The 14,265-nt window shown below is 37.6% G+C and carries 16 protein-coding genes and 1 pseudogene (1 of these 17 cut by a window edge); 1 reads left to right on the top strand and 16 read right to left on the bottom strand.

The window, feature by feature from the left end:
• The 3 genes and pseudogenes from DET63_RS06580 to nuoA form a co-directional block, all read right to left on the bottom strand.
• Nucleotides 1–437 (bottom strand): annotated as a pseudogene (locus DET63_RS06580) (NADH-quinone oxidoreductase subunit C) (it extends 1,024 nt beyond the left edge of the window).
• Entirely contained in the window at nt 434–952 is a 519-nt protein-coding gene (gene nuoB, locus DET63_RS06575) for an NADH-quinone oxidoreductase subunit NuoB (RefSeq protein WP_002089729.1), read from the bottom strand. The pseudogene DET63_RS06580 and the gene nuoB overlap by 4 nt, the downstream one beginning before the upstream one ends.
• Nucleotides 943–1,311, bottom strand: a complete 369-nt coding sequence (gene nuoA / locus DET63_RS06570; protein ID WP_000179270.1) for an NADH-quinone oxidoreductase subunit NuoA — start codon at nt 1,309–1,311, stop codon at nt 943–945. The genes nuoB and nuoA overlap by 10 nt, the downstream gene beginning before the upstream one ends.
• A gap of 306 nt (nt 1,312–1,617) precedes the next feature.
• On the opposite strand from nuoA, the gene DET63_RS06565 reads away from it, so the two are divergent.
• Nucleotides 1,618–4,347, top strand: a complete 2,730-nt coding sequence (locus tag DET63_RS06565) for a putative bifunctional diguanylate cyclase/phosphodiesterase (RefSeq protein WP_113936195.1) — start codon at nt 1,618–1,620, stop codon at nt 4,345–4,347.
• Between the two features lie 17 nt (nt 4,348–4,364).
• On the opposite strand, the gene DET63_RS06560 is transcribed toward DET63_RS06565, so the two are convergent.
• The 13 genes from DET63_RS06560 to DET63_RS06500 form a co-directional block, all read right to left on the bottom strand.
• Nucleotides 4,365–5,018, bottom strand: coding sequence for a DUF975 family protein (locus DET63_RS06560; RefSeq protein WP_113936194.1), 654 nt, complete (start codon nt 5,016–5,018; stop codon nt 4,365–4,367).
• A 44-nt stretch (nt 5,019–5,062) separates the two neighbouring features.
• Nucleotides 5,063–5,848, bottom strand: a complete 786-nt coding sequence (locus DET63_RS06555; RefSeq protein ID WP_113936193.1) for a DUF975 family protein — start codon at nt 5,846–5,848, stop codon at nt 5,063–5,065.
• A 397-nt stretch (nt 5,849–6,245) separates the two neighbouring features.
• Nucleotides 6,246–6,647: a F0F1 ATP synthase subunit epsilon gene (atpC, locus tag DET63_RS06550; protein ID WP_002016279.1), complete on the bottom strand. Its 402-nt coding sequence runs from the start codon at nt 6,645–6,647 to the stop codon at nt 6,246–6,248.
• 20 nt (nt 6,648–6,667) lie between these two features.
• Nucleotides 6,668–8,077 (bottom strand): F0F1 ATP synthase subunit beta, encoded by a 1,410-nt coding sequence (atpD, locus tag DET63_RS06545; protein WP_002139020.1) that lies wholly within the window; start codon nt 8,075–8,077, stop codon nt 6,668–6,670.
• Nucleotides 8,078–8,322: 245 nt separating this feature from the next.
• Nucleotides 8,323–9,183, bottom strand: coding sequence for a F0F1 ATP synthase subunit gamma (gene atpG / locus DET63_RS06540; protein ID WP_002016283.1), 861 nt, complete (start codon nt 9,181–9,183; stop codon nt 8,323–8,325).
• 326 nt (nt 9,184–9,509) lie between these two features.
• Complete coding sequence (gene atpA / locus DET63_RS06535) at nt 9,510–11,018, bottom strand: F0F1 ATP synthase subunit alpha (protein ID WP_113936192.1); 1,509 nt, start codon at nt 11,016–11,018, stop codon at nt 9,510–9,512.
• Nucleotides 11,019–11,029: 11 nt separating this feature from the next.
• Nucleotides 11,030–11,572: a F0F1 ATP synthase subunit delta gene (gene atpH, locus DET63_RS06530; protein WP_002113044.1), complete on the bottom strand. Its 543-nt coding sequence runs from the start codon at nt 11,570–11,572 to the stop codon at nt 11,030–11,032.
• Nucleotides 11,569–12,075, bottom strand: coding sequence for a F0F1 ATP synthase subunit B (gene atpF, locus DET63_RS06525; RefSeq protein ID WP_002113045.1), 507 nt, complete (start codon nt 12,073–12,075; stop codon nt 11,569–11,571). Before atpF ends, atpH begins: the two co-directional genes overlap by 4 nt.
• Nucleotides 12,076–12,203: 128 nt before the next feature.
• On the bottom strand, nt 12,204–12,422 hold the full coding sequence (atpE, locus tag DET63_RS06520; protein WP_000052064.1) for a F0F1 ATP synthase subunit C: 219 nt from the start codon (nt 12,420–12,422) through the stop codon (nt 12,204–12,206).
• Between the two features lie 56 nt (nt 12,423–12,478).
• The gene (gene atpB / locus DET63_RS06515) at nt 12,479–13,198 is read right to left on the bottom strand and encodes a F0F1 ATP synthase subunit A (RefSeq protein ID WP_002089740.1); all 720 of its coding nucleotides are present in this window, start codon (nt 13,196–13,198) and stop codon (nt 12,479–12,481) included.
• Between the two features lie 7 nt (nt 13,199–13,205).
• Nucleotides 13,206–13,598, bottom strand: coding sequence for an ATP synthase subunit I (locus DET63_RS06510; protein ID WP_002016288.1), 393 nt, complete (start codon nt 13,596–13,598; stop codon nt 13,206–13,208).
• On the bottom strand, nt 13,598–13,822 hold the full coding sequence (locus tag DET63_RS06505; protein ID WP_002089742.1) for an AtpZ/AtpI family protein: 225 nt from the start codon (nt 13,820–13,822) through the stop codon (nt 13,598–13,600). Before DET63_RS06505 ends, DET63_RS06510 begins: the two co-directional genes overlap by 1 nt.
• 26 nt (nt 13,823–13,848) lie before the next feature.
• Nucleotides 13,849–13,962: a DUF4024 domain-containing protein gene (locus DET63_RS06500; protein WP_000232963.1), complete on the bottom strand. Its 114-nt coding sequence runs from the start codon at nt 13,960–13,962 to the stop codon at nt 13,849–13,851.
• Nucleotides 13,963–14,265 lie beyond the last annotated feature (303 nt).

Below are 14,265 nucleotides of genomic sequence, written 5' to 3'. Positions count from 1 at the left end.
TGCTTCGCTAATACCGCTGCTTTTGCTTTTGCGGCTGCTGCGGCCTTTGCCTTCGCTTTGGCTTTTTCTTCGTCTGTTACTTCTTCTGATCCTTCTCGCTTTTGCTTCGCTAGTGCCGCTGCCTTTGCTTTTGCAGCTGCTGCGGCTTTCGCCTTCGCTTTGGCTTTTTCTTCGTCCGTTACTTCTTCTGATCCTTCTCGCTTCTGCTTCGCTAATACCGCTGCTTTTGCCTTTGCAGCTGCTGCAGCTTTCGCCTTTGCTTCTTCTACATTAATCCCCTTATCTTTTGGTAGCGCTTTCCCTTTTTCTCGATGTTCTCCTTCAAGTTTAGACATTTCCGCCTCATGTTTCGCAGCAAGACGTTTTCGCGCTTCCTCTTTCGCATGACGGGCTGCTTCTCTTTTCATACTTTCTAAGTCTTTATTTGGATCACTCATTTATTCGTCACCTGCTTCCCGGTCCTCGCCTCGTAACGAATTTTTTCTTTTAATTTATTAATTCCATAAATTAAAGCAGCAGGATTTGGAGGGCATCCAGGAATATACACATCAACTGGTACAATTTGATCTACACCTTTCACAACAGCATACGAATTCACATACGGACCACCGGCTGTTGCACAAGATCCCATCGCAATTACCCACTTCGGTTCAGGCATTTGATCATATAGGCGCCGAACAATAGGTGCCATTTTCTTCGTTACCGTTCCTGACACAATCATGACGTCCGATTGTCTTGGTGAAGTCCGAAAAAATGACCCAAATCGATCTAAATCGTAATGTGATGAACCTACTCCCATCATTTCAATCGCACAACATGCCAGTCCAAATGTCATCGGCCATAAAGAGTTGCTCCGCGCCCATCCCTTCAACTGTTCCAATGTAGAAAAAAAGATATTTCTTTCTAATTCCGCTCGCTCCTGTGGGTGTAATTCCTCAAAATTTATAACCATTGTAACACCTTCTTTTTCCAAGCATACGCTAATCCAACTAGCAACATCACAACGAAAATTAGCATTTCAATCAGTGCAAATAAACCAAGCTTGTCATATGCAACAGCCCATGGGTATAAAAATAAAGTTTCTACATCAAAGATGACGAATAATAAAGCGAAAATATAATAACGAGCATGAAACCGAATATTTGCATCATGAAAAGGCTCAATTCCACTCTCATACGTCGTCGCTTTCGCTGCACTCGGTTTGTTTGGACGCAGCATTTTCCCTAATGTAAGAGCCACTACCGGCAGCAATATACCTAATAGCAAGAAAATCAAAACGATCATATAACTATTTTCATATACACTTGCCATTGTGAAACCCTCCCCCCTGAATTAAGAACAAGTTCACATAGTAAACAATATGTCTTACTTGCATCATTTATTATTTTTAAATTTTTCTAAATAATGCAACTATTCAATTCATTATAGCAAACTTCAAATTCCTATGTCGATATATTGGGAACAGAAACAACAATTAATACTTGCTGAGCAAATCTATTTTTACAACTCATAATAAATGTGTAAAATAAATATAGAAATTCTATATGTTTTCAAGCAATCATAAAAAACATAAACTACAAAAAGGTGGTTCTTATGTATATACAGTGGGTGATATAAATGAAAAAACAAACACATGTAAGTATTCTTATAAGCATTTCATTGTTGTATATAACTATTCATTACGTATCAATGCCCTTTTTATATGAATACGCACTCCCATTTCAAATTTTGACTGGAATAAGTACCATATTAATTGATATTACAATTTGCAGTTATATATTTTACTTTTCAAATGTAAAACAAGGATTAGCACGTTTATTTTGGATAATATTAACTATCGGAACCTTCTCTTATTTCATCGGTGATATAATAGTTGCTTATCAACGCTTAATTTTGCATGACTACTATACATTCGTTGATCCATCAGACTTTTTTTACTTATTATTTTTAGTTAGCTTTGCATTTGCCTTTCTATATGAAATTATTTATGGCCGAGACTTATTGGAACAGCTTTTTACGATATGTGATATTTGTATTATTGTTACGGCTCAATTTACTTTAAGCTACTATTTGCTTATTGAAAGAACCATTCATATTTTTACAACATCATATATCGACATGTTTGTTCAACTCACGTATCCAATGGCTGATTTACTCTTTCTTTTAATAGGAATCAATCTTTTATTCAGACCATTATTCTTACTACCAAAACAAGTTGGCGCTCTTCTTGGCAGTGCTTTAATTTTGTATGCTACTACGGATGCTATTTATGCTTATATAAAATATTTCCAGCCCGAGCACTCTATGTTCACAGTTGCTCCATTATATCAAGTAACCTTAGTATTATTAGCAATCGCTTGTATACTTCACACAAAAGAGCCCGAAAAACAAGAACAAATATTACTAACGCCTCAATTTGGTGAATCAATCCGATTATCATTACCGTATATTTCTGTCGTGATGCTTATTGTTTTTATATTGGTCGAAAATGTTTTTGCACCTATCGTAGTAATTGGACTTATGGTAACTTTCGCCTTCGTTCTCATACGCCATACGTTAGTTCGAAGACAAAATAAAATATTATTGCTAGCCCAAATGCAATTCAGCTTAGAACTCGAGAAACAAATCGAACTACGTACAGAAGATTTAGTAGAACAAAAAAATGAGTTATATCATAACCAACAAATGTTTAAATCTTTATACGAGCATCATCCAGATCCAATTTTCACATTAGATTTGTACGGTAATTTTCTCAATGTGAACAACGCTGGAACTACTTTACTCGGTTATCAAACGAATGAATTATTAAACCAACCATACTATTCACTTATGTATGAAGAAGATTTGGAAGAAATCATTAATACCTTTCATCAAGTGAAAAAAGGGAAATCTATTTCTTTAGAAATACGGGCATATCATAAAAATAGAGATATTTACTACTTGCTTGTTACAGCTGTTCCCATCTTTTTAAAGGAACATATTTCTGGGGCCTATTTAATGATTAAAGATATTACAGAAAGCAAGCAGCAACAAGAACAAATTAATTTCCTAGCATATCACGATACTTTAACGGAACTTGCAAATCGCCGTTCATTTCATCAGTATTTAGAAAAAGCAATTGCACGAGCAAAAATATCGAAAAGCCCTTTTGCTGTTATGTTTCTAGACCTAGACCGCTTTAAAGTTATTAATGATACCCTCGGTCACCGGGTAGGAGATCTTCTATTAATTGCAGTAGCAAAAAGGCTCGAGCGAATATCAACACATAATATGAAACTTGCTCGGTTAGCTGGGGATGAATTCACAATCCTTATCGAAAATTATCAAAAAAGGACAGATGTAAAGAAGATAGCTGATATGATTGTAGCAGCCATGAACGAACCATTCGAAATCGAAAATCAACATTTACGAATCTCACCGAGTATCGGAATTGCCATATACCCTGAAGCAGGTGAAGATCCGCTGTCTATTTTACAACATGCTGATATGGCCATGTACGAAGCAAAAAATAAAGGGAAAAATCGGAGCTCTCTTTACACGAAAGAACTATATAAAAAAATGGAACGAAAAGCTCGAATCGAAAAAGATTTGCCACTCGCTTTAGTAAACAACGAATTTTATCTCGTCTATCAACCACAAATTGATACGACAGCAAATAAAATTATCGGTGCTGAAGCATTAATACGTTGGAAACACCCGCTCCTAGGTGACATTTCACCATGTGAGTTCATTCCAATTGTGGAAGAGACTCCGCAGGTCATCCCACTTGGACATTGGGTGCTACGAGAATCTTGTCTTCAACTAAAAATATGGAAAAGTTTTGGATACACAAACTTAAAAATGAGTGTCAATTTATCAGCGAAAGAATTTCAACAAAATCAATTAATCGAAAATATTTCACGAATACTAAAGGACGTTGAGATTGACCCGAAAGATGTAACACTTGAACTAACAGAAAGAATTGCGATGATTGATGAAAAAGAAACATTGTCTAGACTAAAGCAATTAAAAGAATATGGTATTCAAACGTCCATTGATGACTTCGGTACCGGCTATTCTTCTCTTGCTTATTTATCAATTTTCCCTATCGATACATTAAAAGTACCAAAAGAATTTACACAACTAGCCGATCATCGACCTGAAGAAAGAGCCATCGTTTCCACTATCCTTTCTCTTGCGAATACTTTAAATCTCTCCGTCGTTGCTGAAGGAATTGAAACAGAAAAACAGCTTAAGTTTCTGCAAAAAAACAACTGTAAATACATGCAAGGTTACTATTTCAGTAAACCTCTAACAAGTAAACAGTTTATAAAATTTCTACAAAAAACACCCAGTATGAACCAATAGTTCACACTGGGTGTTTTTTAAAGTGTCGGAATTCTTTTTTCGTAATATTCTTCTGCAATCTCTTCGTAAAAAGCTGCTGACGTCGTATAAAAATATGGAATTAACCATAAAAATCCAATCCCTAATGTAATACAACTTAATATAAACCAACCAATAAAGCTTAAACATAAAATGAAATACTCCATTTTATGTCCATCCATCATACGACGACTTTCTGTAATAGCTTGATTTATGGAATACTCAGGATGATCATTTATAATAAAGTACGTCATTGCATAAGAAAATGATTTAATAATGCCTGGAATAATAAATAGTAAACACCATAAGAAAATATAAATGTTTACTACTATATATAATAAAAATGACTTTATAAACTTACTTCCTTCTGTAAACCATCTGAATATATGCCCAATACGCGCTTCTTTTTCACGAATTATATGTAGTGCTAAACAATAACCACCTAGCGTTAATGGACCTACCATCAATATTGCAATACCATCTACTAAAAGTGAATTATTCACTTCTTTCCAATCCCAAACCTGAGAGAAAATGAAATCAATACTAAAACTAAAAGCTGAAGTAAGAATCGAAATAAGTAATGTTGCCCCAACAGCTAATCCCCATTTCCCTTCTAGCGAGTCTAATGCTTCTCCTTTTAAATCGCTAATCATAGTCTTCCTCCTATACGTAATAATTCTATTAGTATAGCACGTCCCTACTCCAATTCGTCTTTTGAGATATAACGATAGAAATGTGCTGTCGTTGTACCTACATATGGACTAAGCCAAAGAAATCCTATTCCAAGAGTAAGAATCGCTAAAATAGCCCATCCTATGAAGCTAAGCCATAGAAGAAATAAATCTAGTTTATGCCCCTTCATAAGATTCTTACTTTCTTTCATCGCCTGTGAAACGCTATAATCTGGATTTTCAATCATAACATAATACGTCATCGCATAAGAAAAATACATCACAATCATTACAACAATCGAAATAGCTAATAGTACAAAGAAAGCAATTGTTAACGATACATTCCCTTCCTCACCAAAAAACGCGAATACACCTAGTAACAACATCGGAATCCACGTACCTGTATATAACAAAATCGCAAGCATAGCCCACATTGTTTTCATCATTCTTTTAAAGCCGCGAAATCCTTCAAATAAATAATCTACTCTAGCATCTTCTCGTTTACTAATTTGTAGCAACACATTCGTATAACCGTATGATGTAATACCATAAGATGCATTACTCAAAATGATCATTATGCAATAAAAAATTCCAAATGTAATACCTGCCCCGACTGATATTGCTTCCTCTTCAAGTGATCCTGTTAAACCAGCAAATAAGAAAAATATAATAATTCCTGGAATTAAAAGTATAAGCATTGCAGCCATTGAAACAACATAACTTAAAATAATATGTAAAATCGTTGATCCAACACCTAGTCCCCATTTTCCCCTTAAAGAGTACAATGCTTCTCGTTTCATTTCACCAATCATTGATTCAGCTCCTTTATAAAATATAAATTGTTATATATTCTCTACTTATACAAGCAATAATATAATTATACCAATTTTGTTAGTCTATTCCATATATTAAATTGAGTTTCAGTTTCGACATTTAAATAAAACACAACTATGCATGGCTAGATGCTCTCTCCTACCTAAAGGGAGGCGTTTTTTTCCCACCTAAATTTATAGCTATATATAACAAAAAGATAATCTGCAGTTCTTTTTATTTCTTGATTTTCACACTTGGCATCGGGCAGAAAAAGGCTCTGACCGCTTCTATGCACGGCTAGATGCTCTCTCCTACCTAAAGAGAGGCGTTTTTTTCCTCTTTTTATTTATATCCACAACAAAAAATCCGTAAAGGCAAGAGCCCTTACGGATTTTTTTACTTCATATCAGAAACGTTTAAACGGTTCACAGCACGCTGCAAGGCCATTTCTGCACGTCTAAAGTCAACATGCGCTTGTTTATCTTGCATACGTTGCTCAGCGCGACGTTTCGATTCATTTGCACGATGGATATCGATATGGTTTGCTTCTTCAGCAGATGATGATAATACAGTTACTTTATCTGGACGAACTTCGATAAAGCCACCGCTTACTGCTACATAATCAGTGTGCCCACCATTTTTCAGACGAACCGCACTAATTTTTAAAGGTGCAACAGTTGGAATGTGACCTGGTAAGATCCCCATTTCCCCACTCTCTGCTTTTACGCTTACCATTTCTACTTCTTTTTCGTAAACCGGTCCATCAGGAGTTACAATACTGACTGGAAATGTCTTCATAATTCGTCCCTCCTAAGGCCTTACGCCATCATTTTCTTCGCGTTTTCAATAACTTCTTCAATGCTACCAACAAGACGGAACGCATCTTCTGGAAGGTCATCATATTTTCCTTCTAGAATTTCTTTGAAACCACTAACTGTATTTTTTACAGGTACGTAAGAACCTTTTTGACCTGTAAACTGTTCAGCTACGTGGAAGTTTTGTGATAAGAAGAATTGAATACGACGAGCACGATGTACAACTAACTTATCTTCTTCAGATAACTCATCCATACCTAAGATAGCGATGATATCTTGAAGCTCTTTATAACGCTGTAAAGTTTGCTGTACTTGACGAGCTACTCCATAATGCTCTTCTCCTACGATTTCTGGAGAAAGCGCACGAGATGTAGATGCTAATGGATCTACGGCTGGGTAAATACCCATTTGTGTTAAACGACGCTCTAAGTTTGTTGTTGCATCTAAGTGAGCGAACGTTGTAGCTGGTGCTGGATCCGTATAGTCATCGGCTGGTACGTATACCGCTTGGATAGACGTGATAGATCCTTTATTTGTAGATGTAATACGCTCTTGTAATTGACCCATTTCTGTTGCAAGTGTTGGCTGGTAACCTACCGCAGATGGCATACGACCAAGAAGGGCAGATACTTCAGAACCCGCTTGCGTGAAACGGAAGATGTTATCGATGAACAATAGTACGTCTTGTCCTTGCTCATCACGGAAATGTTCAGCCATTGTTAAGCCTGTTAATGCAACACGTTGACGTGCTCCAGGTGGCTCGTTCATTTGTCCGAATACCATCGCAGTTTTCTTAATTACGCCAGAATCGCTCATTTCGTGGTATAAGTCGTTACCTTCACGAGTACGCTCACCTACACCAGCGAATACAGAGATACCACCGTGCTCTTGTGCGATGTTGTTAATTAATTCCTGAATTAATACTGTTTTACCTACACCGGCACCACCGAATAGACCGATCTTACCACCCTTAATGTAAGGAGCAAGTAAGTCTACTACTTTAATACCAGTTTCAAGAATTTCTACTTTAGTAGATAACTCTTCGAATGCAGGCGCTTGACGGTGAATTGGATCACGACGTACATCCGCAGGAACATCACCATCTAAGTCAATTGCATCACCTAATACGTTAAATACACGACCAAGTGTTGCATCACCAACTGGTACAGAGATTGCTTTACCAGTATCTTCTACTTCTGTGCCACGAACAAGTCCATCTGTGGAAGACATTGCAACTGTACGAACTGTGTCATCACCTAAATGAAGTGCAACTTCAAATGTTAAGTTAATGCTTGCTCCGTTTTCGTTGCTTTGTTTTACCGTAAGGGCGTTGTAGATTTCTGGTAGCTTTCCGCCATCAAACTTAACGTCTACAACCGGACCCATGATTTGCGTAACGCGCCCTTTATTCATCGGGTTCCCTCCTAGCTTTCTTTTAATTAGCCAGCTTTCTAAGAGAAGTCGGCTTTTAATTTTTATTAGTTTATAGCTTACGCGACTCTCCTGTTCTGGACGAGCCGCTTACGCTTTTTATTGAATCTAGCTCCAGCGGTTAGAATGTTCGGTGGCTTCGCTTTTTCCTGCGAGGCACAAATCGCCTCTACGTCAAAAGCTCCATCCCCCTCTCATTCTGAACGAACCGCCTACGCTTTTTAATACTATTCTAACGCCGCTACTCCACCAACGATTTCCGTAATTTCTTGCGTAATCGCTGCTTGACGTGCACGGTTGAATGAAAGTGTAAGTGAATCGATAACTTCCATTGCGTTGTCTGTAGCACTCTTCATTGCTGTCATACGCGCCGCATGCTCACTTGCTTTACCGTCTAGTAACGCACCGTACACTAAGCTTTCTGCGTATTGTGGCAATAATACTTTTAAAATTTCTTCTTCAGAAGGTTCGAATTCATAGGCTGTCGTCGGTTTATCAGACGCCACATCCGTAAGCGGTAAAATTTTATTTTCCGTTACTTCTTGTGAAATTTTACTTACATAATGATTGTAGTAAATATACAGCTCGTCATAAGCACCATCTGCGAACATCGCAATTGCTCGAGAAGCAATATCTTTAATATCAGTAAATGATGGGTGGTCAGATAATCCAACTACTTCATCAATGATGTTAAAGCCGCGACGTTTTAAATAATCACGTCCTAGTCGTCCAAGCACAATAATTGAATATTGGTTTGAATCCATATTATGACGTTCACGAATTACGTTACTTACTGTACGTAATACGTTACTGTTATAACCACCTGCTAGTCCGCGATCAGATGTAATAACGATGTATCCTGTACGCTTTACAGGACGCGCATTTAGCATTGGATGATTAATCCCTTTACTTCCTTGCGCAATGCTCGCTACTACTTCTTGAATCTTTTCCATATACGGAACGAAAGATTTAGCATTTTGCTCTGCACGGTTTAACTTAGATGCAGATACCATCTCCATCGCTTTCGTAATTTGACTCGTTTTCTTTGTCGAGTTAATCTTCGCTTTTATATCGCGTAAAGATGCCACAGGTTTTCACCACCTTTTTTCCGGAAGTTGGCACGATTAGTAAGAATCCTCTTCCTAATCTACGTTGCAAGATATTCTTGCTCATGATTGAAGGAAAAGAATAGGTGCACCTACTCTTTTCCTTTACATAACCGTCAGCAATCTCAAAAGCTGAGATGCCTTTTATATGATCTAGCTAAGCCACAGTCGACTTCACTTTTTATTTATCTAGCTCCAGCGGCTTGAATGCTCGGTGGCTTCACTTCTTCCTACGAGGCAAAGACCGCCTCTTCGTCAGAAGCTCCATCCCCCTCACATTCAGAACGAGCCGCTTCCGCTTTTATTTATTATTCAGAAGCTACGAATACTTTTTTAAATCCGTTAATTGCTGCTGCAAATTTGTCGTCATCCGCAAGTTTCTTAGTTGTGCGAATTTCGCTTAATAAGTCAGTTGCATTTGAATCTAACCAAGCATGGAATTCTTCTTCGAAACGAGTGATATCTACTACTGGGATATCATCTAGGAATCCACGTGTTAAAGCGTAAAGAATGATAACTTGTTTCTCTACACGTAACGGTTTGTGTAATCCTTGTTTTAATACCTCAACTGTACGAGCACCACGGTTTAGTTTCGCTTGTGTTGCTTTATCAAGGTCAGAACCGAACTGAGCGAACGCTTCTAACTCACGGTAAGATGCAAGGTCAAGACGAAGTGTACCTGATACTTTACTCATCGCTTTAATCTGAGCAGATCCACCAACACGAGATACAGAAGTACCCGCATCGATCGCTGGACGTACGCCAGAGAAGAATAGGTCAGATTGTAAGAAGATTTGTCCATCCGTAATAGAAATTACGTTTGTTGGGATGTAAGCTGATACGTCCCCTGCTTGTGTTTCGATGAAAGGTAGTGCAGTTAAAGAACCGCCGCCTCTTGCATCACTTAATTTTGCTGCACGCTCTAATAAGCGAGAATGTAAGTAGAATACATCCCCTGGATATGCTTCACGACCTGGAGGACGACGTAATAGTAATGAAAGCTCACGGTAAGCCGCTGCTTGTTTTGATAAGTCATCATATACTACTAATACGTGTTTACCATTGTACATGAACTCTTCACCCATTGTTACACCAGCGTAAGGAGCTAGGTATAATAATGGAGCTGGTTGAGAAGCTGATGCAGTTACAACGATTGTGTAATCTAATGCACCGTGCTTACGTAGTGTTTCTACTACGTTACGTACAGTTGATTCTTTTTGTCCGATAGCTACATAGATACAAACCATATCTTCATCTTTTTGGTTAATGATTGTATCAAGTGCAACTGCTGTTTTACCTGTTTGACGGTCACCGATGATTAACTCACGTTGACCACGGCCAATTGGTACAAGAGCATCGATCGCTTTAATACCTGTTTGAAGTGGCTCATGAACAGATTTACGATCCATTACACCTGGTGCTGGACTTTCGATTGGACGAGTGTTTGTTGTATTGATTGGGCCTAAACCATCAACTGGTTGACCTAATGGGTTTACAACACGACCGATTAGTTCTTTTCCTACTGGTACTTGCATGATGCGACCAGTACGACGAACTTCGTCACCTTCACGGATTTCTGTGTAAGGTCCTAAGATAATGATACCTACGTTGTTTTCCTCTAAGTTTTGTGCTAGTCCCATAACGCCGTTAGAGAACTCTACAAGTTCACCAGCCATAACGTTATCAAGACCATGAGCACGCGCAATACCGTCACCAACTTGGATAACTGTACCAACATCACTAACTTCGATTTCAGACTGATAGTTCTCGATTTGTTGCTTTATCAGTGCGCTAATTTCTTCAGCTCTGATGCTCATGTGCTTCACCCCTATCTATTCTTCATTAATTCACGCTGAATACGTGCTAATTTTCCTTGTAAGCTTCCGTCGTAAATGCGATTTCCAATACGTACTTTAATGCCGCCTAGTAAATCTTCATCTACAACATTTTTCACGCGAATTGCATCTTTTCCTGTTTTTTTTGCAAATGCTTCTGCAATGTTAAGTTTTTCGTCTTCTGATAGAAGACGAATAGAATATACAGTTGCATCCGCTACGTTACGTTCTTCATTAGCAAGAACAACATATTCATCTGCAATTTCAGGTAGAATATCAATACGCTTGTTATCAATTAAAATATATAACGTATTTAAAATAGATTCAGAAACAGATGCGAATACGTTTGCAAGAAACGTTTTCTTCTGCTCTTTTGAAATGTTCGGTTGCGTTAAAAAGCTATGTAGTTCTCCGTTCTTTACATAAACGTTTTGTACAAGGCGTAATTCCTCTTCAAACATTTCTAATACGTGTTTTTCTTTTGCAATTTTGAAAAGAGCGACAGCATAACGTTTTGCTACAATCCCATTGCTCATCGCGCTTCTCCTACTTCTTTAATATAATCGCGAATTAACTTCACTTGATCTTCTTCTTTTAACTCTTTTTCAATTACTTTAGAAGCAATTTGAACAGATAAAGAAGCGACTTGTTCTTGTAAAGCAGCAATCGCTTGCTCTTTTTCGCGTTGAATTTCTTGTACAGCAGATGTTTTAATTGATTCTGCTTCTTCTTTCGCAGCAGCAACAATAACATCTTTTTGATCTACAGCTTGTTTTTTCGCTCTTTCGATTAACTCTTGTGCTTCAACACGCGATTGTTTTAACATTTCACGTTGTTCTTCTACTAACTTCTTCGCTTCAGTGTTACTTCTTTCTGCAGCGTCGATTTCATTAGTAACATGCTCTTCACGTTCTTTCATAATTCCCATTAAAGGACCCCACGCAAATTTGCGTAGCATTACTAATAGAAGTAAGAAAATGAACAATGTATAAGCAATCGTTCCAAATGGAATGGAAGCCCCTAATAATAAAGTTGGCACAAGGATTCACTCCCTTCAAAATATCTAAATTGATCATATGAAAAAAAAAGACATACGTTTAGTTCATAAAGCAATGGCGAAGAAAGTTCAAAAAACACTCTTCGCCATCTATGTAAGGGGAGTCTCCCTTATTTGTTCATTACGATGAAAGCAATAACTACACCGATAATTGGAAGTGCCTCAACTAATGCAACCCCGATGAACATAATTGTTTGAAGTGCGCCTTTTAATTCTGGTTGACGAGCAACACCTTCGATTGTACGTGATACGATAAGACCGTTACCAATACCTGCACCTAATGCTGATAAACCAATTGCAATTGCAGCTGCGATTACACCTAAACTCATTTAATTTGTCCTCCTTTGTATTATAAAAAAATAAATTTTTTCTTACTTAAATTATATTAATGGTCATGGCTTACTTTATGAGCCATATAAACCATCGTTAACATTACGAAAATAAATGACTGGATTGAACCAACGAATACGCTGAATCCCATCCATGCTAACATCGGTACAAGTGCACCTAATGCTCCTAAGAATGATGCCCCACCTAACTTAGCAAGTAATCCTAATAAGATTTCACCTGCGTAAATGTTACCAAATAAACGAAGACCTAACGTTAATGTGTTAGCAAACTCCTCAATAACCTTTAATGGGAATAAGAATTTCATAGGTTGGAAATAACCTTTAGCATATTCTTTCGTACCCTTCATCTTAATTCCATAGTAATGGGTGAGGGTAACTACCATCACGGCTAATGTTAATGCAACTGCTGGATCAGACGTTGGTGATCTCCACCATGCAATATGTTCGCCAGCCTCAACTGTTGAATACATGAATGGTAAACCAAGGAAGTTCGATACGATGATAAACATGATAAGCGTAACGCCAAGCGTTAAGAATCGTCCACCTGTTTTCCAGTCCATCGTACTATTGATAATCCCTTTCACGAAGTCAAACACCCATTCCATGAAGTTTTGCATTCCGGTTGGGCGAAGCGCTAAGCTGCGAGTTCCGATAACAGCGATTAAGAAAACAATAACTGCTGCTACAGTAACCATCATAACTGATGACAAATCGAACGTTAAACCTAGAAATTCAACTAATTTACCGTGTTCCACTAGTAATTCACCTCTCTTCCCTGCTCGTATACTCTAAATAAAGAAAATCTATGATCATGACAAGGTATCCTGTCAGCAATCCTACACCTAAGCCCCACATCGCAATTAACTCTTGATATTTGGCTGCAAATAAAATTAATAACCCAATCGTGGCGAATCTTGAATATGTACTTACCGCTGTCGCCTTAAACTTCACGTTTTCTCCATTTGTTACGCGATCTAATAGCTTGTCTGTTCTACGTGCAATGATGCGCAAACTAAGAAAACTGAAAATCGTTCCGATAATCAGCCCAAGAAATACATCCTTGTAAGAGGTAATTCCCCATCCTAGCACTAGAAGCGCAAGCAAGTAGTACATATATTTCTTTTGTCGTTGGACAAGTCCATGTACGTCTATCATCATTGCTCTCCCGAATAGTAATGTTGAATGAGTCGAATCATTGCGTATACCCCTGTTCCTAACCCGAGTAATAACCCTATAATAAGAAACAACGGAAACGTTCCAACCTTATTATCAATCCATTGCCCACCAAAGATTCCAATAAGAATAGAACCAACTAACTGAGCAAGTATTCCTGACATTAAAGCATACGCTTTTATATGGCTGCGATCGTTTTTTTGCAAGGATTCATCCCTCCAATATGTAACCCTCATTCACGATGTGTTAATAATAACTCATTTTTCTGCATAAATTCTATACAAAATAAAAAGTTTACATTTTCGTCACGGAATAGATGCATTTTTGTCACTGAAAGCCCTACCATCTATCCCCGTTGTTAGCATACAATAGGGTATTAACAGTGTCAACGAGAAATCGTAAAAAATCAAAAAATTTGAGTATTAGGCATTTCCTCCCAAAAATGAAAACGTTCCCCTTCTAAATACTGGTTAGAGATATGCAATTTCTAACAGTTTTCTCTTTATAATAGAAGAAAATGTTCACAAGTTTGTCACTATTATATTTTTAAGATATAGCGCTTTCCTTCCATAATATAGTGTCCCCAAGACGTAAGACTTCTATATTATATGTGATGTGTATATAACTTATGTTGTATATACCCTGTATA

The sequence above is a fragment of the Bacillus sp. DB-2 genome, from assembly GCF_003315125.1.
Taxonomy (GTDB): domain Bacteria; phylum Bacillota; class Bacilli; order Bacillales; family Bacillaceae_G; genus Bacillus_A; species Bacillus_A mycoides.
This window is presented reverse-complemented; position numbering and strand designations above follow the sequence as displayed.